We start from the raw sequence: 19,437 nt of genomic DNA on the forward strand, positions 1-19,437 counted from the left end.
TAACCGGACATTCCATTTTTTCCCTCTCACGTGAACATGACGGACAGCAAGCTGGATCGCATCGACCTGCGCATCCTCTCCCAGTTGCAAAAGCGCGGCCGCATGACCAACGTCGAACTGGCCGATGCGGTCGGGCTGTCGCCCAGTCCTTGCCTGATCCGCGTGAAGCGGCTCGAGAAGGCCGGCTACATCGGCGGCTACGGCGCGCACATCCAGCTCGAGAAACTCGGCGACGTGCAGGTCGTGTTTACCGAAGTCACGCTGGCCGACCACCGGCGCGAGGACTTCGACCGTTTCGTCGCGGCGATCCGCAACGTCGACGAGATCGTCGAATGCCACCTCGCGAGCGGCGGCTACGACTATCTGCTGAAGTTCATCACGCGCAGCGTGAGCCATTACCAGACGATCGTCGAAGGGCTGCTCGAGCAGAACATCGGCATCGAGAAGTACTTCAGTTACGTGATCATCAAGTCGCCGTTCGTCAAACGGCACTACCCGCTCGAATCGCTGTTCGGCGAACGTCACTGACGGACAGCGCGCGGCATCCACGAACGCGGCGGCCCACCCCGCGCGGGGTAGTCGCGCGCCCGCGCCGCCGCCGTCACCGAATCGCCCCATCCAAGGATCTGTCATGCCGCTTACGCTGTCCCGACCCGAACTCGTTCGCACCACCAACCTGATCGACGGCACCTGGCGCGACGCGCTCGACGGCCGCCGCTTCGACGTCGCCGATCCGGCGACGCTCGAGATCGTTGCCCACGCACCCGACAGCGGCGCCGCCGACGCGCGCGCCGCGACCGACGCGGCGGCACGCGCGCTGCCCGCATGGCGCGCGACGCCCGCTCGCGAACGCGCCGCGATCCTGCGCGCCTGGCACGCGGCGATCGTCGCGCACACCGACGATCTCGCGACGCTGATGTCGCGCGAACAGGGCAAGCCGCTCGCCGAAGCGCGCGGCGAAGTCGCCTATGGCGCGTCGTATGTGCTGTGGTTCGCCGAGGAAGCGACGCGCACCTACGGCGACCTGATTCCGCAGCAGCAGCGCGGCAAGCGGCTGAGTGCGGTCAAGGAACCGATCGGCATCGTCGCCGCGATCACACCGTGGAATTTTCCGCTCGCGATGATCGCGCGCAAGATCGCACCCGCGCTCGCGGCCGGCTGCACGGTCGTCGCGAAACCCGCGGAGGACACGCCGCTCGCCGCGCTCGCACTCGCCTTCCTCGCGCAGGAAGCCGGCGTGCCGCCCGGCGTGCTGAACCTGATCGCGGCATCGCGCGAACGCGGCATCGATGCGGTGGCCGACTGGCTCGCCGACGGCCGCGTGCGCAAGATCACGTTCACCGGATCGACGCCCGTCGGCAAGCTGCTCGCGCGCGAATCGGCGACGACGCTGAAGAAGCTGTCGCTGGAGCTCGGCGGCAATGCGCCGTTCATCGTGTTCGACGATGCCGAGCTCGACGCCGCGGTCGACGGGCTGATGGCCTCCAAATTCCGCAACGGCGGCCAGACCTGCGTATCGCCGAATCGCGTGTACGTGCAGGCCGGCGTGTACGACGCATTCGCCGCGAAGCTCGCCGCGCGCGTCGCCGCGCTGAAGGTCGCGCCGGCGACGGACCCGGCCGCGCAGATCGGCCCGATGATCAACGCGCGCGCGGTCGACAAGATCGCGCGCCACGTCGGCGACGCGATCGAGCGCGGCGCACGCGTGCTCACGGGCGGCAAGCGCCTGACCGAACTCGGGCCGAACTATTACGCGCCGACCGTGCTCGCCGACGCCACCACCGACATGCGGCTGACCTGCGAGGAAACCTTCGGCCCGGTCGCCGCGCTGTTTCGGTTCGCTACCGAGGACGAAGCTGTCGACGCCGCGAACGACACGCCGTTCGGGCTGGCCGCGTATTTCTACACGCAGGACGTGCGCCGCATCGCGCGCGTGTCGGCACGGCTCGAAACAGGGATCGTCGGCATCAACGAGGGCGCGCTCGCGAGCGAGGCCGCGCCGTTCGGCGGCGTGAAGGAATCGGGCTACGGTCGTGAAGGCTCGCGCTACGGCCTCGACGATTACCTGTCGATCAAGTATCTGTGCCAGGGCGGGCTCGACTGATCCCGCGCGGCCACCCGCATCCGCCGCCGTTGCGTTCTCGTTGCGCGGCGCGCCGCGACGGGCGTGCCTCGGCCGCACACGTTTGCGGCCCCCGTGCGGTCATCGCTTCGCATGCCGGCCTCGATTTCCGGGCAACGGTGCCGTTAACCCGGATTTGACCAGCGCCGCTGCAGTCGCAGCCGGCTCCCCGCACGAGCGCGAGCAATGCCTGCATCCCCTTCGATCGAGAAAATTGCCGACTGGGCCGGCCGCCACCACCTGATCGTCGGCGTGCTGGGTACGCTGATGTCGCTCGCGGCGCTCGGCATCAGCGCGGCGACGCTGTGGGCCGCGCGAAGCGAAGTCGTCGAGCATGCGCACGAGACGTCGCGCAATGTCGCGGCCGTCCTGGTCAGCGAGATCGCGCGCACCGTCGAAACGTCCAACAATGCGCTCGTCGCGCTCGCCGCCGATCTCGGCAACCCCGCCGTCACGCGCATGGACGCCGGACTGCGTCACGACGTGCTGTTCGAGCGCACGGCCGCGCAATACGTGACCGGGATGGGCGTGACGGACCGCAACGGGCGGATGATCGACGGGTGCTGCAGCTCGACCCACAACTGGGACTTCAGCGATCGCGACTACTTCAAGGTCCATCGCGATTCGGACAACGTCGGCCTCTACGTATCCGAGGCGTACCGCGCGCGTTCGCGCGGCGGCACGGAATCCATCGCCCTGTCGCGACGCATCGAACGGCCGGATCACACGTTCGACGGCATCGCGGTGGTCGCCATCGACCTCGCCTACTTCGATCGGCTGCTGTCCCGCCTGAACGTCGGGCCGCACGGCGTCAGCGCGATCCTGCGCGCGGACGGCACGATCCTCGCGCGCAACCCGCCGTTGAGCGATCACCAGATGGTCCGCCTGCGTCGCTCGAAGTCGTTCGAGCGGATGGTGAGCCGCGAATCGGGTTTCTATGCGGCGCGCTCGAGCATCGACGGCACGCTGCGGCTGTACACGTACCAGCGGGTGCCGGGCACGCCGCTGATCGCCGTCGTCGCGCCGGCCGAGCACGACGTGCTGGCCGGCATCACGCGCCTGTCGTGGACGGTCGGCGTGTCGGCGTGCGTCATCGGCGCGTTGTTCTGCGCGGTGGTGTGGCTGCTCGCGTTCGCGCTGCGGGACAACCTGCGCAAGCAGACGCTGCTCACGGACCTGACGCGCACCGATCCGCTGACGGGCCTGCACAACCGTCGCGCGCTCGATGCCGCGCTCGCCGACGAATGGGAACGGCTGCAGCGCGGCAGCGACGGCAGCCTGTCGGTGCTGTTCATCGACGCCGATCACTTCAAGCAGTACAACGACCGGTACGGCCATGCGCAAGGCGACATCGCGCTGCGCTTTCTCGCCGAATGCATCCGCGCGCATACGCGGCGGCGCGGCGATCTTGCCGCGCGCTACGGCGGCGAGGAATTCGTCGCCGTGTTACCCGATACGGACGAAGGCGGCGCCGCGCAGGTCGCCGAAGCGATTCGCCGCGCCGTGGCGCGCAACCGGCTCGACGGGTTCGACGCGACGATTCCGGCTTTCACGGTCAGCATCGGCTGTGCGACCGGACACCGCGCGCACCCGAGATCCGTGCACGCGTTGTCGCATCAGGCGGACCTCGCCCTCTATGCGGCGAAGCGCCAGGGCAGAAACCGCGTGTGCCACGCCGACGCGGAGTCGTTGGCCCAACCGGCGTGACCGTGCCGGTTCCGGTCTCTTTCAAACACCCGCGCAAGGCTTGACGCACGCGCCGCCGGCCCGTATCCGCCCGCTGCGGGACATCGGCCGACGGCAGGATCGATTCGGCCGCAAACGTTCAGCATCACGAATTCACCAGATAGTGAGCATTCGGGCGCATCGTCCCCGACCCGAAACAAATCCTTAACGGCTGCGTCACGATCGCCCACGACAATCCGCCATCTTCGACACTCAGGATGGAGTCTTGCATGTTTGCGTCACGGAGCCGTTTCCCGCTGCACGTCGCAGCGCTGTCGAGTGCGATCGTTCTCGCTGCCTGCGGCGGCGGCGACGACGTCGCGTCGACCACCCCGACCAGCGCGGCCATGCCGGCACCGCCGGCCGACCCCGGTTTCGTCGACAGCGCGCCCGTGCCGAGCGTGCCGGCCTTCGTCGACAGCATCGCGACCAACCAGCGCGGCGACGCGCGCTATGCAACGCTGTCGACCAACGCCGCCGTGCGCGTGGTAAGCCGCTTCCTCGACCTGTGGCAGCCCGCGACGATGCTGGTCGATGCCGGCGTGAGCGCGCCCGCCAACGGTGCGTTTCCGGCGATCTCGCCGTCGACCTGCTCGGGCCTGCCCGGCAGCGGCACGCCTTGCGGCACGATCCTGAACAACACGGTGCTGGCCGCCAATGTCCTGTACGTGATCAACGCAACGACCGCCCGCACGCAGCAACAGGCCGACGCCGCCTACTTCGATGACCGACGCGGCAAGGGCTACAGCGTGACCGACGGCATGGGCCCGCTCACCAGCGCGTGGCGCACCGCGGCGCAGCAGACGACCAGCATCACCAGCGTGCCCGCCGACGCGACGACGGTGCTGTACAACGATTCCGGCAACAACATCGGCGTCGGCAGCAGCACGAACGCGAGCTTCGGCAAGGTCGTCGACCTGCTCGGCGAAATGGGCAACAACGCGTCGACCGAGCCGTCGAAGCGTTTCTACAAGTACGCGCGGCCGTACCGCTGGAGCACGAGCGTCGTCGTCGCGCCGACGCTCGTGCCGGCGGAAAGCACGACGCCCGCGACCGACGGCGGCTTCATCAGCGGCCACGAGGCCGAGGCGATGCGCGATGCGATGACGATGGCGTGGCTCGTGCCGGAGCGCTTCCAGGAGATGGTCAGCCGCGGCCTCGAACTGGGCGAGAACCGGATCCTCGCCGGCATGCACTCGCCGCTCGACGTGATCGGCGGCCGCATGCTCGCGCTGGCCGTCAGCGCGGCGAACCTGACCGCGTATGCGAGCGACGCGCAGGCCGCGTACGGTCAGGCCCATCAGGCGCTGCAGCAGCTCACGGGGACGACCGACACGACGTTCGCCGCCTTCGCGCACTCGGGCACGCCGACCACCGACCGGTTCGCCGATTACGCGACGAACAAGACGGCCTTCGTGCGCCGCCTGACGTTCGGCTTCGGCGCGATCGAGTCGACCGACGCACCGCCGGTCGTGCCGAAGGGCGCGGAGATCCTGCTGCAGACGCGTTTCCCGTACCTGAGCGCCGATCAGCGGCGCGTCGTGCTGAAAACGACCGAAATTTCGTCCGGCTACCCGGTCATGGACGACGCGGAAGGCTGGGGCCGCCTGAACCTGTTCGCCGCGGCCGACGGTTACGGCGCATTCAACGGCAACGTGATCGTGTCGATGAACGCATCGCAGGGCGGGCTCAATGCGGCCGACCTGTGGCGTAACGACATCGCCGGCGCCGGCAAGCTGACGCTGCAAGGCACCGGCACGCTGACGCTGGCGGGCAACAACAGCTATGCGGGCGGCACGCAGGTCAGCGGCGGCACGCTCGCCGCGGCATCCGCGACGGCGTTCGGCAACGGCGACGTGTACGTCGGTTCGGGGGGTGGCGTCCGGATTGCCGCCAGCGCGCCGGTAACCGTCGCAACCCGCTATACGCAGCTCGACAACACGACGCTCGAACTCGACATCGACGGCAACGGCGGCGGACGCCTGCGCGTCGGCGGCCCGCTCACCGTCGCGGGCGGCACGCTGCACGTCAAGTTCGTGAACGGCTATGTGCCGAAGGCCGGCGACACCATCGCGCTGATCGACGGCGCGGCGGCTGCCGCGAAGTTCTCGACGGTGACGGTCGACGGGTTCAAGGCAACGCCGGTTTATACGGCGACGGGCGTGTCGGTCACGTTGTCGGCGTCGTGATCGCGACGCGCCGTGCCGTGCCGCGGTGCGGCGTCCGTCGTTACCGATGTCTCGTCGCGGGCGCCACGCGGCGCTCGCATCAACGCGGATCAAGACCGCTGCGCTGCAGGATCGCGGCGGCCGGCGCGGTCTTCAGGAACGCCACGAATGCACGCGAAGCGTCGGCGATGTCGAGAGCGGCAACGCATCGATTTCGCTCGCCACCGGCGCGAACGGCCGATCGGCCGCCGGAGCATTGCGCGTGCCGCGCGCGGGCACGCGCATTGCTCGTCGCGACGGTATCCACTGGACTGCGAGCATCGACGTGGCGGGCAAATCAGGCGAAATCCACATCGGCATCTCGGGCTGGCGCTATGAAGGCTGGCGCGGCACCTTCTATCCGAAGGGGCTGAAGCAGGCGGCCGAGCTGCGGTACGCGGCGAACCGGATGCAGACGATCGAAATCAACGGCACCCACTACAGCCTTCAATCGCTCGACAGCTGGCGGCACTGGTACGACGAAACGCCGCCCGGTTTTACGTTCAGCGTGAAAGGCTCACGCTACCTGACCCACATGCTGCGCTTTCGCGACGAAACGGCGACGGTGGCCTGCGCGAACTTCTACGCGCAGGGGCTCCTCGCGCTGAACGACAAGCTCGGGCCGATCCTGTGGCAGTTTCCGCCGTCGCTGCGTTTCGACCCCGAGCACATGGCGCGTTTCCTGAGCCTACTGCCGCCGGACACGGAAGCCGCGCTCGCCCTCGCGCAACGACACGATCGCAGGGTCCCGGCGCCGTATCTGCGGATCGACCGCAAGCGCACATTGCGTCACGCTGTCGAAGTGCGGCACGCGAGCTTCGTCGACCCGGCATTCCTGAAGCTGCTGCGCCGCCACCGGGTCGCGCTGGTCGTATCGGATTCGACCGAGCCGTGGCCGCGGTTCGAAGACCTGAGCGCAGGCTTCGTCTACATGCGGCTGCACGGGACCGAAACGAAGTACTCGGGCGAATACTCGGATGCGGCGCTCGAGCATTGCGCACGCCGAATCGAGACGTGGCGTCGCGGCGCGCAGCCCGCCGATGCGCATCTCGCGGTGCCCGACCTGGCTCCGCCGCGCGCGCGAACGCGCGACGTGTACTGCTACTTCGACAACGACGCAAAAACGAACGCACCGTTCGATGCTCGGCGCTTGATGGAACGCCTCGGTCTGCACGCCCACGACGCGGCCGCCGGACAAGACGGCCCGCCCCGCGACAGCAGTCCGCGCAATGAACCCGAACCGCAAGGAGAAGAACGATGACCCTGCTTATCTACCTGGTCGGATGGATCATTTTCATCGGCGGCGTGGCATGGGGATTGACGACGCTGCATGTGTCGCAGCACATCATCGAGATCGTGGCCGTCATTCTGTTCGGCATCGCGGTGATCACGGGGGCGACCCGCGCGCGCAACCGCGACCGGTCGTAGCGCGCTCGCGCCGCCGCGGCATCGCGGACGCTGCATCCCGGTGTCATGCAGCGTCGCGGCGGCGCCAATATAATCGGCTTTCCCGACGCATCGATGATCGGAAAAGTACCGCTTCCCGCCTACACACAACCGCATCTGGAGACGCGATGTCCCTCCCCGCCGTTCCGTTTGCCGAATCGTTCGACCTCGAGGCTGCTTTCGCGGATGTATCCGAATACTGGTCGCCCAAGGTCGTCGCGCAGGTCAACGATCAGTACGTGAAAGTCGCAAAGGTCCGTGGTCAGCTCGTGTGGCACGACCATGCGCACGAAGACGAACTGTTCTTCGTCGTGCGCGGGCACCTCAGGATCGAGTATGAAGGCGGGCGCGCCGTCGACTTGCCCGCCGGCTCGATGCATGTCGTACCGCGCGGCACACTGCACAATCCGGTCGCCGACGACGAATGCTGGATCGTGCTGATCGAGCCCGTGCAGACGAAGCACACCGGCGATGTCCAGTCACCGCTGACCCGGACGATCGACGAACAGTTGGGTCAGGCGCGCTGAGTCACGCGCCGGCGCGCTTCCCCCTGCCGTCGCCGGGCGGCCACGCGCCGGCCTCAACCGCGAGCGGACGCGACACCGTCGAGTTCGCGCACGGCGTCCTCCGGCAACCCCAACCCGCCAGCGGCGAGATTCTCGCGCAGATGCGCGACGGACGACGTCCCCGGAATCAGCAGGATGTTCGGCGCGCGCTGCAGCAGCCACGCGAGCGCGGTCTGCATCGGCGTCGCACCGAGCCGGCCCGCGACCGCGTCGAGCGTCGACGACTGCAACGGGGTGAACCCGCCGAGCGGAAAGTACGGTACGTATGCGATGCCGTCGCGCGCGAGCGCATCGACGAGATCGTCGTCGTCCCGGTGTGCTAGGTTGTAATGGTTCTGCACGCAGACGATGTCGCAGATCCGGCGCCCTTCGGCGATCTGCGCGGCCGTGACGTTGCTCAGCCCGATGTGCCGCACAAGGCCCTGCCGCTGCAGTTCGGCCAGCGCGGACAGCGGCGCCTCGATCGAGCCTTCGGCCGGGCCGTGCGTGTCGAACATGATCCGCAGGTTGACCACGTCGAGCACGTCGAGACCGAGGTTGCGCAGGTTGTCGTGCACGGCGGCGGCGAGCGCTTCGCCGGAAAACGCCGGCAGCCAGGAACCGTCGCCGCCGCGCTTCGCGCCGACCTTGGTCACGATCAGCAGGTCGTCGCGATACGGATGCAACGCTTCGCGAATCAGCTGGTTCGTCACATGCGGGCCGTAAAAGTCGCTCGTGTCGATGTGGTCGACGCCCGCTTCGACGGCTTCACGCAAGACGGCGAGCGCCGCGGCGCGATCCTTCGGCGGACCGAACACGCCGGGCCCGGCCAGTTGCATCGCGCCATAGCCGATGCGGTGAACGCGTCGGCCCGCGATGGAATACGTGCCGGACTGAACAATGGGGGACATGATCGTGCTCCTGTATCGAATGCGTGATCGCAGGTTACGCCGTGTCGCGTCGCGCGATAACCGGTCATAATCCGCACGACCTGTACGAAAAGGCGAACAATGCAAGTCGATCTCGGCGATCTGAACGCGTTCGTGGCGGTGGCACGGGCGAAGGGCTTCCGCGAAGGTGCGCGAATGGTCGGCGCGAGCGCGTCCGGTCTCAGCGAAGCGGTGCGCCGGCTGGAGGCGCAACTCGGCGTGCGGCTGCTGCACCGCACGACGCGCAGCGTGTCGCCGACCGAAGCCGGGGAGCGCCTGCTCGCGCGGCTCGCGCCGGCACTGGGCGAGGTGGAGGCGGCGCTCGACGTGGTCAACACGTTCCGCGAGCGACCGGTCGGCACGCTGAAGCTCAATGTGCCGATGAGCGCGGCGCGGCTCGTGCTGCCGTCCATCGTGCCGCGCTTTCTCGACGCGTATCCGGAGATCCGGCTCGAGGTCGTGGCCGACGAAAGCTTCGTCGATATCCTCGCGGCCGGCTGCGACGCGGGCATCCGTTACGACGAGCGCCTCGAACAGGACATGATCGCCGTGCCCATCGGCCCGCGTACGCAACGCTTCGCCACCGCCGCGGCGCCCGCCTATCTCGCGCGGCGCGGCCGCCCGGCGCACCCGCGCGACCTGCTCGATCACGCGTGCCTGCGCGGCCGGTTCGCGAGCGGCGCGATGCCGGCGTGGGAATACGAGCGCAACGGCGAAGTGGTCCGCGTGCAGCCGTCGGGCCCGCTCGTCGTGCAGGTCGGCGGCGCCGTCGATCTCGTCGTGGACGCCGCCCGCGCCGGGCTCGGCATCGTGCACCTTTTCGAAGACTGGCTTCGTCCGCACCTCGCGAGCGGCGCGCTCGAGCCCGTGCTCGGCGAATGGTGGCGACCGTTCTCGGGCCCGTATCTGTATTACCCGGGGCGGCGTTTCGTGCCGGCCCCGCTGCGCGCGTTCGTCGATTTCGTCAAGGCGGAAGCCGGGTAGAACGGCGTGCGCCGCTGCCCGGCGTGTCCGCCAAGCGGCGATCGCGCCCGCACCGCCCCTCACCGCCGGTTCGACCGCGACACCACGTCGATCCACACGGCCAGCACCAGCACCACGCCCTTGACGATCATCTGCCAGTACGCATCGACGTCGAGCATCGACATCCCGTTATCGAGGCTCGCCATCACGAGCGCGCCGATCAGCGCGCCATAGACCGTGCCCGACCCGCCGCGCATCGACGTGCCGCCGATGAAGCACGCGGCGATCGCGTCGAGCTCGCCCATCGTGCCGGCCGACGGCGAACCGGCCGCGAGCCGCGCGGTGTTGACGATGCCCGCGAACGCGCACATCAGCCCCATCAGCGCGAAGATCGCGAGCTTCACGCGATCGGTGTCGATGCCCGACAATCGCGTCGCCTCCAGGTTCGAACCCACTGCATAGATGCGCCGGCCGAACACGGTCTGCGTCGCGATCCACGAGAACACACCGAGCAGCGCGAGCAGCAGCAGCACGGGCACGGGAATGCCGCCGTAACGGTCGAGCGTCGCGACGAACGCGAACAGCACGGCCCCGGCGCCGACGACCTTCGCGACGTCCTGCCACAGCGGCGCGACGGCGAGCCGGTAACGGTTCCGCGTACCGCGCTGCCGGATGACCAGCAGCGCGACGAGCGCGAACAGCAGCACCGCGAGGCCGTCGCCGACGGCGCGCGGCAGATAGCCCTGGCCGATGAACACGAAGCCGTCGGACACCGGCGCGATCGTCGAGCCACCCGTCACGCCGAGCAGGATCCCGCGGAACGCGAGCATCCCGCCCAGCCCGACGATGAACGACGGCACGCGCCGGTAGGTCGACCACCAGCCGTTGAACAGCCCGACCAGCACGCCGAGCGCGAGCACGGCCGGCACCGTCACGGCGACCGGCCAGTGACGATTGACGTCGAGGATCGCCGCGACGCCGCCGAGCAGCCCGAGCAGCGAGCCGACGGACAGGTCGATCTCGCCCGCGATGATCACGAACACCATCCCGCACGCGAGCATCCCGGTGATCGACATCTGCCGCAGCAGGTTCGACACGTTGCGCGGCGTGACGAACGCGCCGTCGGTCAGCACCGAGAAGAACAGCCAGATCGCCGCGACAGCGAACAGCAGCGCGAGCACCTTGTAGCGCACGAAGACCTGGCGCAGCGGATGGCCGTGCGTGCGGCGCGCGTCGGCGTCCGGCGGCACGGCGGTAGAGGAAGACAGTTCGGTATTCATGGGGTACTCGCTGCAATGGGTTCGGCCGGCTGCCGCGCGGGTTTCAGCGCGGCGCCGAGGATCTGTTCCTGCGTGAGACCGTCGTTGACGAAATCGCCGCGCAGCTCGCCTTCGCCGATCACGAGCACACGATCGGCGAGCCCGAGCACTTCCGGCAGCTCCGACGACACGACGATCAGCGCGACGCCGCGTTTCGCGAGCGCGAAGATCAGCCGGTAGATTTCCGCCTTCGCGCCGACGTCGACGCCGCGCGTCGGCTCGTCGAGGATCAGCACCTGCGGGTCGGCCAGCAGCATCCTGGCGAGCACGGCCTTCTGCTGGTTGCCGCCGGACAGGCTCGCGATCGGCAGGAACGGGTGCGCGGCGCGCACCGACAGCCGCTGCATCTCGGTGCGGATCGCGTCGAGTTCGGCGGCCGCGTCGATCCGCCCGCGCGCGGCGAAGCGGCGCAGCACCGACAGCGTGATGTTGTGGCCGACGCCGAGCTGCGGCACGATCCCGTGGCGCTTGCGATCCTCGGGCACCATCGCGATGCCCGCGCGGATCGCATCGGCCGGCGAGCGGATCGCGAGCGGCCGGTCGTTGATCCGCACGCTCGCCGTGCTCGCGCCCGGATACGCGCCGAAGATCGCCTGCATCAGCTCGGTACGGCCCGCGCCGACGAGCCCGGCGACGCCGAGGATCTCGCCGCGCCGCACGCTGAACGACACGTCGTCGACGCGCTTGCGCCGCGGGTTCGCCACGTCGTGACAGGTCACGTTGCGCGCCTCCAGCACGACGTCGCCGATCTCGTGCGGCTCGCGCGGATACAGGTTGCGGATCTCGCGGCCAACCATCATCGCAATGATCCGGTCGGTGGTCAGCGCGCGCATCGGCTCGGTCGCGACATGGCGGCCGTCGCGGATCACGGTCACGGTATCGCATACGGCGTCGACTTCGTCGAGCTTGTGCGAGATGTACACGCACGCGACGCCGCGGCGCTTCAGGTCGCGCACGATGTCGAGCAGGATGCGCGTCTCGGCGGCGCTCAGCGACGACGACGGCTCGTCGAGGATCAGCAGCTTCGCGCGCTTGTTCAGCGCCTTCGCGATCTCGATCAGCTGCTGGTGGCCGCCGCCGTAGTTCATCACCGGCTGCGCGACGTTGATCGCGTCGATCCTCAGTTCGCGCAGCAGCGCCTCGGAACGCCGCACCATCTCCGCGTAGTGCATGCGCCCGCCGGGCAGCGTGATCTCGTTGCCGAGAAAGATGTTCTCGGCGACCGACAGCTCGGGCACCAGCATCAGTTCCTGGTGGATGATCACGATGCCCGCGCGTTCGGTGTCGCGCACGCCGGACGCGACAAGCGGCGCGCCTTCCCAGCGGATCTCGCCATCCCACGTGCCGTGCGGGTAGACGCCCGACAGCACCTTCATCAGCGTCGACTTGCCGGCACCGTTCTCGCCGCACAGGCCGACGCACTCGCCGGGGCGCACGGTCAGGTCGATGCCGTCGAGCGCCTTCACGCCGTCGAATGCCTTGACGATGCCGCGCATCGTCAGCAAGGGTTCGGTCATACGTTCATTGCCTCGCAATGCGCACGCGGCCGCCCGCCTGGCCGCCGCGTGCATCTCGCCTGTCGCGCCATTACTGGCTTGCGAGCTGGGCCTGGGTGTAGAAACCGTCCTTCACGACGACGTCGACGTTGCGCTTGGTCAGCAGCGTCGGCTGCAACAGCACCGTGTCGACCTTCTTCTTCCCGTTGTCGTATTGCGCATTGAACGCGGGCTTCGCGCCCTTCGCGAGATCGACCGCGAGCTTCGCGGCTTCGCTCGCGATCAGCTTCAGCGGCTTGTAGACCGTCATCGTCTGCGTGCCGGCGATCACGCGCTTGACGGCCGCGAGGTCCGCATCCTGCCCGGACACCGGCACCTTGCCGGCCAGGTGCTGCGCGGCGAGCGCCTGGATCGCGCCGCCCGCGGTGCCGTCGTTCGATGCGACGATCGCGTCGATCTTGTTGTTGTTCGCGGTCAGCGCATCCTCGACGATCCGCAGCGCGGTCGACGCGCTCCACTCGGGCACCCATTGCTGGCCGACGACCTTGATGTCGCCGCGGTCGATCGCCGGCTTCAGCACCTTCAGCTGGCCCTCGCGCAGCATCTTCGCGTTGTTGTCGGTCGGCGCGCCGCCGAGCAGGAAGTAGTTGCCCTTCGGCTTCGCGTCGAACACGCCCTGCGCCTGCAGCTCGCCGACCTTCTGGTTGTCGAACGAGATGTACGCGTCGACGTCGGCGTCGAGGATCAGACGATCGTACGACACGACCTTGATGCCGGCCTTCCTCGCTTCCGCGACGACGTTGCCGAGCGTCTTCGAATTGAACGGCACGATCACGATCACGTCGACGCCGCGCGAGATCAGGTTCTCGATCTGGGAAATCTGCCGCTCCTCGCTCGCGTCGGCCGACTGCACCGACACTTTCGCGCCGAGCTTGGTCGCGGCCGCGACGAAATAGTCGCGATCGCGCGACCAGCGCTCGACGCGCAGGTCGTCGATGCAGAAGCCGATCTCGGGCTTGTCCTTGCTCGCATGCGCGAGCGGTGCGCCCAACGTGAACAGCGCCAGCGCGGCGGCGCCGGCAAGCGAACTCAATACGGTACGACGCGTCACGGACTTCATTGTCTCCACTCCTTGTTATGGAACCACCTCACGAACGCCGGGCGGCCGCCGGAATGGGCCGCCCGCATCGGGTCACTGCAAAGCACGGGATCGCGCCGGCGAACCGCCGGTCATGCGCCCGTCGCAAACACCGGTTCGAGCGCGCGGTAAAGCGCGCGAAACGTCGGCCGCCGCGCATCGCGATACCACGCGTGCCGCGCGAAGTCGGGCTCGCGCACCGCGACGATCGGCGGTTGCGGGCACACGTCGTCGAGCGACGCATCCGGTTCGACCGCGAGATGGGCGAGCCGCGCGGCACCGAGCGCGGGACCGACCTCGCCGCCCGCGCGCAGCGTCAGCGCGCGTCCGCTCAGGTCGGCGAGCATCTGCGTCCAGTACGCGCTGCGCGAGCCGCCACCGATCACCGTGATGCCGGCGGGCTCGAGCCCGGCCGCATGCAGCGCGTCGATCCCGTCGAGCAGCGCGAAGCCGACGCCTTCGAGCGTCGCGTTCGCGAGATCCGCGCGCTGCGTGTCGGGCGTGAGACCGTAGAACACGCCCTTCGCGTTCACGTCGTTGTGCGGCGTACGCTCGCCGCTCAGGTAAGGCAGGAACCACGGGCGGGTCGTGCGCGCGTTCGCCTCGGCATCGGCGAGCAGCGCCGCGACGCCGTCGTAACCGGTCAGTTGCGCGGTGAAGTCGATGCAGCCGGCCGCGTTCAGCATCACCGACATGAGGTGCCACGTATCGGGCAGCGCGTGACAGAAGCTGTGCACCGCCGATTCGGGGTTGGCGCGAAACCCGTCCGACACCGCGAAATACACGCCCGACGTGCCGAGCGACAGCAGTGCATCGCCGGGCCGCACGATCCCCACGCCCACCGCGCCGGCCGCGTTGTCGCCGCCGCCGGCCACCACCGGGATCTCGCGCAGTCCGAGTGCGTGCGCGACGGCCGGCAGCAGCGTGCCCGTCACGCGGTTGCCTTCGAACACCGCCGGCATCTGTGCGCGCGACAGCCCGCACACGCCGAGCAGCGTGTCGTCGTAGTCGCGCTTCGCGACGTCGAGCCACAGCGTGCCGGCGGCATCCGACGGATCGGTTGCGAACGCACCCGTCAGCCGGTAGCGCAGATAGTCCTTCGGCAGCAGCACGTGCGCGATGCGCGCAAATACGTCGGGCTCGTGACGGCGCACCCACAGCAGCTTCGGCGCCGTGAAGCCCGGCATCGCGACGTTGCCGGCCACCGCGCGCAGCGTGGGCGCGAGCCGCTCGAGTTCCACGCACTCCGCGTCCGCGCGGCCGTCGTTCCACAGGATCGCCGGGCGCAGCACGTCGCCATGTGCGTCGAGCAGCGTCGCGCCGTGCATCTGCCCGGTCAGCCCGAGCGCGTCGATGCCGCGCGGATCGATACCGGCCGCGCGGGCCTCACCGACGACCGCGGCGAGCGCGCCGCATGCGGCGTCCCACCAGTCGCGCGGCGCCTGTTCGGACCAGCGCGGCCGCGGCCGGCCTACCGTCAACGGGCGGCTCGCGCTCGCCCGCACCGTGCCGTCGCGGTCGAGCAGCACCGCCTTCACGCCCGACGTGCCGAGATCGAGTCCGAGATACATGGTGTCAGCGCAGCCCGTAGATCGCCTGGTTCACGATGTTCTCGAGCCGCTCCTGCGCGCCGCTCGCATGCCGCGGGTCCACGCCGCGTGCGAGCGCATCGTCCGCGAGCGACTGCAGCGTGTAGCCGCCCGACAGGATCTTGCGGCCGAACGCATCGTCCCATTGCGCGTAGCGTTGCCGGCGCAGCGCATCGAGCCGGTCGTTCTCGACCAGCACCGCCGCGCGTTCGAGCGCGAGCGCGAGCACGTCGATCGCGCCGACGTGGCCGTGGAACAGGTCTTCCGGATCGACGCTCTGGCGCCGCACCTTCGCGTCGAAGTTCATCCCGCCGGTCGTGAAGCCGCCGTGGCGCAGGATCTCGTAGAACGCGAGCGTCAGCTCCTCGACGCTGTTCGGGAACTGGTCGGTATCCCAGCCGTTCTGCGGGTCGCCGCGGTTCGCGTCGACGCTGCCGAACACGCCGAGCGCGAATGCGTTCGCGATCTCGTGATGGAAGGAATGACCGGCGAGCGTCGCGTGGTTCGCCTCGATGTTCACGCGAATCTCGTTCTGCAGTCCGTACTGCACGAGAAAGCCGTGCACGGTCGCCACGTCGTAGTCGTACTGATGCTTGGTCGGCTCCTGCGGCTTCGGCTCGATCAGCAGCGCGCCGTTGAAGCCGATCCGGTGCTTGTGCTCGACGACCATCGACAGGAAGCGCGCGAACTGCTCGCGCTCGCGCTTCAGGTCGGTATTGAGCAGCGTCTCGTACCCTTCCCGGCCGCCCCACAGCACGTAGTTCTCGCCACCAAGCCGATGCGTCGCGTCGAGCGCATGGCACACCTGGGTCGCGGCCCACGCGAACACGTCGGGATTCGGGTTCGTCGCGGCACCCGCCGCGAAGCGCGGGTGCGAGAACAGGTTCGCGGTGCCCCACAGCAGCCGCACGCCGCTCGCCTGCTGGCGCTCGCCGAGATAATCGACCATCCGCGCGAAATTGGCCGCGTACTCGCGCAGGCTGTCGCCCTCCGGCGCGACGTCGGTGTCGTGGAACGTATAGAACGGCGTGCCGAGCTTCGTGAAGAATTCGAATGCCGCATCCGCCTTCATCCGCGCCCGCTCGAGCGCGTCGCCCGGCTGCTGCCACGGCCGCCGGAACGCGCCCTGCCCGAAGATGTCGTGGCCCGGCCAGACGAACGTGTGCCAGTAACAGACCGCGATCCGCAGATGCTCGGCGAGCGTCTTGCCGAGCACGCGCTTCTCGGCGTCGTAGTGGTGGTAAGCCAGCGGGTTGTCCGACTGCGGACCTTCGTAGCGAATCGCGGGAATGTGTTCGAAATACGACATGGCGTCTCCGTGCATGGTCTTGTTGCGGCGCAACGCGCATCGCGTCGATGCACGCGGCCGAATCCGGTTGGCTGGATCGTGCCCGCGCACCTGCCGGCGGGCAATTGCGAAATTGCGCAGCACGCTTAACGTTTCTTGCCAGCCGCGCTCGCGCGGCCCGCGTTCCGTCCTACAATCGCCGGACACCAGAGAACCGCGCGGCGCCGCCCGCGCGCCACGGAGACAACGGCACGGCGCCCGAGCGGCGCCCGCCCCGAGACCGACATGACCCGCGCCCCTTCCGCCCAGACACCGCACCGCATCGCGCTGCTGTTCAACGCGAACAAGGTCTACGACCGCGAGATCATCAGCGGCATCGGCCAGTACCTGCACACGACGCGTGTCGTGTGGGACCTGTTCCTCGAAGACGACTTCCGCTGTCGGCTCGCCGGCATCGAGCGCTTCGACGGCGACGGCATCATCGCGGACTTCGACGATCCGGCCGTCGCCGACGCGCTCGCCGGCTCGCCGCTGCCGATCGTCGCGGTCGGCTCGTCGTACGAGGATCCGGCGCAGTACCCGGACGGCGTCCCATATATTGCGACCGACAACCCCAAGCTCGTGTCGCTCGCCTATACGCACCTGATCGGCGCGGGGCTCGCGCATTTCGCGATGTACAGCCTGCCGGTCGCGCAGGAGAACCGCTGGGCGCAGCAGCGCGAGCTTGCGTTCGACCGGCTCGCGCGCGCGGACGGGCTCGACGCGCCCATCTACCGCGGCCTGTCGACCAGTGCGTCGGGCTGGAATCACGCGATCGAGCAGTTGATCGACTGGCTGCATGCGCTGCCGAAGCCCGTCGGCGTGATCGCCGTCACCGATGCGCGCGCGCGGCATCTGCTGCAGGCGTGCCTGATCGCCGGCATCGCGGTGCCGGAACAGGTCGCGATCATCGGCATCGACAACGATCCGCTCACGCGCACACTGACGCGCATTCCGTTGTCCTCGGTGATCCAGGGCACCGAGGAAATGGGCCGCACCGCCGCGCACCTGCTGCACCGGATGCTGCGCGGCGCGCGTTTTCCCGGACAGCGCATCCTCGTGCCGCCGGTCGGCATCAACGTGCTCGAATCGACGCGCCACCAGCCGCTCGCGAGCCCGCACGTGATGCGCGCGCGGCATTTCATCCGGCAGTACGCATGCCAGGGGATCAAGACCGAGCAGGTCGCCGACTATGTCGGCGTGTCGCGCTCGCTGCTCGAAGAGCACTTCCGGCGCGAACTGCAGCGCACCGTGCACCAGGAAATCCTGCGTCACAAGCTCGAGGCCGCGCAGGCGCTGCTCGCGGGCCGCAATGCGTCGAGCGCGGAAGTCGCGATTCGTTGCGGCTTCACGTCGCTGCAATACATGTACGCGGTGTTCCGCCGCGAACTCGGCTGCACGCCGCGCGAATACCAGGAACGCGCGGCGTCGGCTCACTGAATTCACCGCCCACGAGCGAACCCACTCATGCATATCGATACCGACTCTTCCCGCCCGTCAGCCGATGTCGGCCGCATTCCGTCCGAGCCGTGGGGCACGCTGCCCGGCGGCGATCCGGTGCGGCGCTACACGCTGCGCAACGCGCACGGCATGCGCGTCGTCGTCAGCGATCTCGGCGCGACCGTCGTGTCGTGGCTCGCCCCCGACCGCACCGGGCGCTTCGCCGATATCGTGCTGGCCCACGACACGCCGGCCGACTACCTCGAATCGGGTGCGTACCTCGGCGCGACGGTCGGCCGCTGGGCGAACCGGATCGCAAATGCGCGCTTCACGCTCGACGGCATCGACTACATGCTCGACCGCAACGAGAACGGCAACCTGCTGCACGGCGGTGCGAGCGGCTTTCACCGCGCGCGCTGGGACGTGGTCGACGACCACGGCGGGCTGACGCTGCGGCTCGATTCGCCGGAAGGCGATGCGGGCTTCCCCGGCAACGTGAGCGTGCAGGTGCGCTACATGCTCGACGACGACGGCACGCTGACGATCGACTATGCGGGCGTGACCGATGCGCCGACGCCGCTGAACCTGACGAATCACAGCTACTTCAACCTGAGCGGACGCGCGGGCAGCGACGTGCGCGGCCACCTGCTGCAGATCGACGCCGACGCGTTCGTCGAAGTGGACGATGCGCTGATCCCGACCGGCACCGCCGACGTGACGGGCAGCGCGTTCGATTTCCGGCAGAGCGCGCCGATCGGCGCCCGCCTCGACTGGCCGCACGCGCAGCTCACGCGCGGGCGCGGGTTCGACCACTGCTACGTGCTGCGCGACCATGGGCGCGACGTGCGGCCCGTCGCATCGATCTACGATCCGGAAAGCGGCCGGGAGCTTGCCGTGTCGACGGATCAGCGCGGGTTGCAGCTTTATACGGGCAACTATCTGGACGGTGTGCGCGTGAACGGCGGTGTGGCTTGCCGACGGCACGCGGCGCTGTGCGTCGAAGCCGGGTTCTTTCCGAACCAGGTCCACATGGACGCGTTGCGCGACGAAACCATCCTCAGCCCGGGCGGCACCTATCGGCAGACGACGCGTTATCGGGTCGGGGTGCGCGCATAGCGCCAGATAGTAGGCAACGCACGCGTTCTTTGCGTAGGCATCGGCGGCTGCGCTGCGCTCGATCTGGTTCACGTA

At 68.8% G+C, this 19,437-nt stretch carries 17 protein-coding genes; 10 read left to right on the top strand and 7 right to left on the bottom strand.

Translation table 11 applies throughout. The annotated features are described in order from the left end of the window. The first annotated feature begins 36 nt into the window (after positions 1 to 36). From DIE23_RS14315 to DIE23_RS14330, 4 genes are all read left to right on the top strand, one after another. Complete coding sequence (locus tag DIE23_RS14315) at positions 37 to 528, top strand: Lrp/AsnC family transcriptional regulator (protein ID WP_006749694.1); 492 nt, start codon at positions 37 to 39, stop codon at positions 526 to 528. Between the two features lie 103 nt (positions 529 to 631). Next, on the top strand, positions 632 to 2,104 hold the full coding sequence (locus tag DIE23_RS14320) for an NAD-dependent succinate-semialdehyde dehydrogenase (protein ID WP_124612717.1): 1,473 nt from the start codon (positions 632 to 634) through the stop codon (positions 2,102 to 2,104). A gap of 204 nt (positions 2,105 to 2,308) precedes the next feature. Next, positions 2,309 to 3,829, top strand: coding sequence for a GGDEF domain-containing protein (locus tag DIE23_RS14325; protein WP_124612718.1), 1,521 nt, complete (start codon positions 2,309 to 2,311; stop codon positions 3,827 to 3,829). 248 nt (positions 3,830 to 4,077) lie between these two features. After that, on the top strand, positions 4,078 to 6,036 hold the full coding sequence (locus DIE23_RS14330) for a phosphatase PAP2 family protein (protein WP_124612719.1): 1,959 nt from the start codon (positions 4,078 to 4,080) through the stop codon (positions 6,034 to 6,036). 79 nt (positions 6,037 to 6,115) lie between these two features. Here DIE23_RS14330 and DIE23_RS40150 read toward each other — a convergent pair whose 3' ends face one another. After that, a complete protein-coding gene (locus DIE23_RS40150) occupies positions 6,116 to 6,322 on the bottom strand; it encodes a hypothetical protein (protein ID WP_260436064.1) in 207 nt (68 codons plus the stop codon). A gap of 18 nt (positions 6,323 to 6,340) precedes the next feature. Here DIE23_RS40150 and DIE23_RS14340 point away from each other — a divergent pair, with 18 nt between their 5' ends. From DIE23_RS14340 to DIE23_RS14345, 3 genes are all read left to right on the top strand, one after another. Next, positions 6,341 to 7,315: a DUF72 domain-containing protein gene (locus DIE23_RS14340; RefSeq protein WP_124612720.1), complete on the top strand. Its 975-nt coding sequence runs from the start codon at positions 6,341 to 6,343 to the stop codon at positions 7,313 to 7,315. Continuing rightward, entirely contained in the window at positions 7,312 to 7,482 is a 171-nt protein-coding gene (locus DIE23_RS39535; protein ID WP_185640597.1) for a hypothetical protein, read from the top strand. Before DIE23_RS14340 ends, DIE23_RS39535 begins: the two co-directional genes overlap by 4 nt. A gap of 146 nt (positions 7,483 to 7,628) precedes the next feature. After that, on the top strand, positions 7,629 to 8,027 hold the full coding sequence (locus tag DIE23_RS14345; protein ID WP_124612721.1) for a cupin domain-containing protein: 399 nt from the start codon (positions 7,629 to 7,631) through the stop codon (positions 8,025 to 8,027). Positions 8,028 to 8,080: 53 nt separating this feature from the next. Here DIE23_RS14345 and DIE23_RS14350 read toward each other — a convergent pair whose 3' ends face one another. Continuing rightward, positions 8,081 to 8,956: an aldo/keto reductase family oxidoreductase gene (locus tag DIE23_RS14350; RefSeq protein ID WP_124612722.1), complete on the bottom strand. Its 876-nt coding sequence runs from the start codon at positions 8,954 to 8,956 to the stop codon at positions 8,081 to 8,083. 99 nt (positions 8,957 to 9,055) lie between these two features. Between DIE23_RS14350 and DIE23_RS14355 the strand changes: the two genes are divergently transcribed. Next, the gene (locus tag DIE23_RS14355) at positions 9,056 to 9,958 is read left to right on the top strand and encodes a LysR family transcriptional regulator (RefSeq protein WP_124612723.1); all 903 of its coding nucleotides are present in this window, start codon (positions 9,056 to 9,058) and stop codon (positions 9,956 to 9,958) included. A 59-nt stretch (positions 9,959 to 10,017) separates the two neighbouring features. Here the strand turns inward: DIE23_RS14355 and DIE23_RS14360 are convergent, their stop codons facing one another. The 5 genes from DIE23_RS14360 to xylA form a co-directional block, all read right to left on the bottom strand. After that, the gene (locus DIE23_RS14360; RefSeq protein WP_124612724.1) at positions 10,018 to 11,217 is read right to left on the bottom strand and encodes a sugar ABC transporter permease; all 1,200 of its coding nucleotides are present in this window, start codon (positions 11,215 to 11,217) and stop codon (positions 10,018 to 10,020) included. Further along, positions 11,214 to 12,773 (bottom strand): D-xylose ABC transporter ATP-binding protein, encoded by a 1,560-nt coding sequence (xylG, locus tag DIE23_RS14365; protein ID WP_124612725.1) that lies wholly within the window; start codon positions 12,771 to 12,773, stop codon positions 11,214 to 11,216. Before xylG ends, DIE23_RS14360 begins: the two co-directional genes overlap by 4 nt. A gap of 70 nt (positions 12,774 to 12,843) precedes the next feature. Then, positions 12,844 to 13,872, bottom strand: a complete 1,029-nt coding sequence (gene xylF / locus DIE23_RS14370) for a D-xylose ABC transporter substrate-binding protein (protein WP_124612726.1) — start codon at positions 13,870 to 13,872, stop codon at positions 12,844 to 12,846. 110 nt (positions 13,873 to 13,982) lie between these two features. Further along, complete coding sequence (gene xylB, locus DIE23_RS14375) at positions 13,983 to 15,461, bottom strand: xylulokinase (RefSeq protein ID WP_124612727.1); 1,479 nt, start codon at positions 15,459 to 15,461, stop codon at positions 13,983 to 13,985. A gap of 4 nt (positions 15,462 to 15,465) precedes the next feature. Further along, complete coding sequence (gene xylA, locus DIE23_RS14380) at positions 15,466 to 16,788, bottom strand: xylose isomerase (RefSeq protein WP_124612728.1); 1,323 nt, start codon at positions 16,786 to 16,788, stop codon at positions 15,466 to 15,468. Positions 16,789 to 17,052: 264 nt separating this feature from the next. On the opposite strand from xylA, the gene DIE23_RS14390 reads away from it, so the two are divergent. Together DIE23_RS14390 and DIE23_RS14395 are read left to right on the top strand one after the other, a co-directional pair. Beyond that, positions 17,053 to 18,246, top strand: a complete 1,194-nt coding sequence (locus tag DIE23_RS14390) for a DNA-binding transcriptional regulator (protein WP_124612729.1) — start codon at positions 17,053 to 17,055, stop codon at positions 18,244 to 18,246. Between the two features lie 27 nt (positions 18,247 to 18,273). Further along, positions 18,274 to 19,362, top strand: coding sequence for an aldose epimerase family protein (locus DIE23_RS14395; RefSeq protein ID WP_124612730.1), 1,089 nt, complete (start codon positions 18,274 to 18,276; stop codon positions 19,360 to 19,362). Positions 19,363 to 19,437: the final 75 nt, after the last annotated feature.

The sequence above is a fragment of the Burkholderia sp. Bp9143 genome (assembly GCF_003853645.1).
Taxonomy (GTDB): domain Bacteria; phylum Pseudomonadota; class Gammaproteobacteria; order Burkholderiales; family Burkholderiaceae; genus Burkholderia.

What these genes read in the sequence shown, in the direction of transcription:
- DIE23_RS14315 (WP_006749694.1), top strand. Translation starts at nt 37, where the DNA reads ATGACGGACAGCAAGCTGGATCGCATCGACCTGCGCATCCTCTCCCAG.
- DIE23_RS14320 (WP_124612717.1), top strand. Translation starts at nt 632, where the DNA reads ATGCCGCTTACGCTGTCCCGACCCGAACTCGTTCGCACCACCAACCTG.
- DIE23_RS14325 (WP_124612718.1), top strand. Translation starts at nt 2,309, where the DNA reads ATGCCTGCATCCCCTTCGATCGAGAAAATTGCCGACTGGGCCGGCCGC.
- DIE23_RS14330 (WP_124612719.1), top strand. Translation starts at nt 4,078, where the DNA reads ATGTTTGCGTCACGGAGCCGTTTCCCGCTGCACGTCGCAGCGCTGTCG.
- DIE23_RS39535 (WP_185640597.1), top strand. Translation starts at nt 7,312, where the DNA reads ATGACCCTGCTTATCTACCTGGTCGGATGGATCATTTTCATCGGCGGC.
- DIE23_RS14345 (WP_124612721.1), top strand. Translation starts at nt 7,629, where the DNA reads ATGTCCCTCCCCGCCGTTCCGTTTGCCGAATCGTTCGACCTCGAGGCT.
- DIE23_RS14350 (WP_124612722.1), bottom strand. Translation starts at nt 8,956, where the DNA reads ATGTCCCCCATTGTTCAGTCCGGCACGTATTCCATCGCGGGCCGACGC.
- DIE23_RS14355 (WP_124612723.1), top strand. Translation starts at nt 9,056, where the DNA reads ATGCAAGTCGATCTCGGCGATCTGAACGCGTTCGTGGCGGTGGCACGG.
- DIE23_RS14360 (WP_124612724.1), bottom strand. Translation starts at nt 11,217, where the DNA reads ATGAATACCGAACTGTCTTCCTCTACCGCCGTGCCGCCGGACGCCGAC.
- xylG (WP_124612725.1), bottom strand. Translation starts at nt 12,773, where the DNA reads ATGACCGAACCCTTGCTGACGATGCGCGGCATCGTCAAGGCATTCGAC.
- xylF (WP_124612726.1), bottom strand. Translation starts at nt 13,872, where the DNA reads ATGAAGTCCGTGACGCGTCGTACCGTATTGAGTTCGCTTGCCGGCGCC.
- xylB (WP_124612727.1), bottom strand. Translation starts at nt 15,461, where the DNA reads ATGTATCTCGGACTCGATCTCGGCACGTCGGGCGTGAAGGCGGTGCTG.
- xylA (WP_124612728.1), bottom strand. Translation starts at nt 16,788, where the DNA reads ATGTCGTATTTCGAACACATTCCCGCGATTCGCTACGAAGGTCCGCAG.
- DIE23_RS14390 (WP_124612729.1), top strand. Translation starts at nt 17,053, where the DNA reads ATGACCCGCGCCCCTTCCGCCCAGACACCGCACCGCATCGCGCTGCTG.
- DIE23_RS14395 (WP_124612730.1), top strand. Translation starts at nt 18,274, where the DNA reads ATGCATATCGATACCGACTCTTCCCGCCCGTCAGCCGATGTCGGCCGC.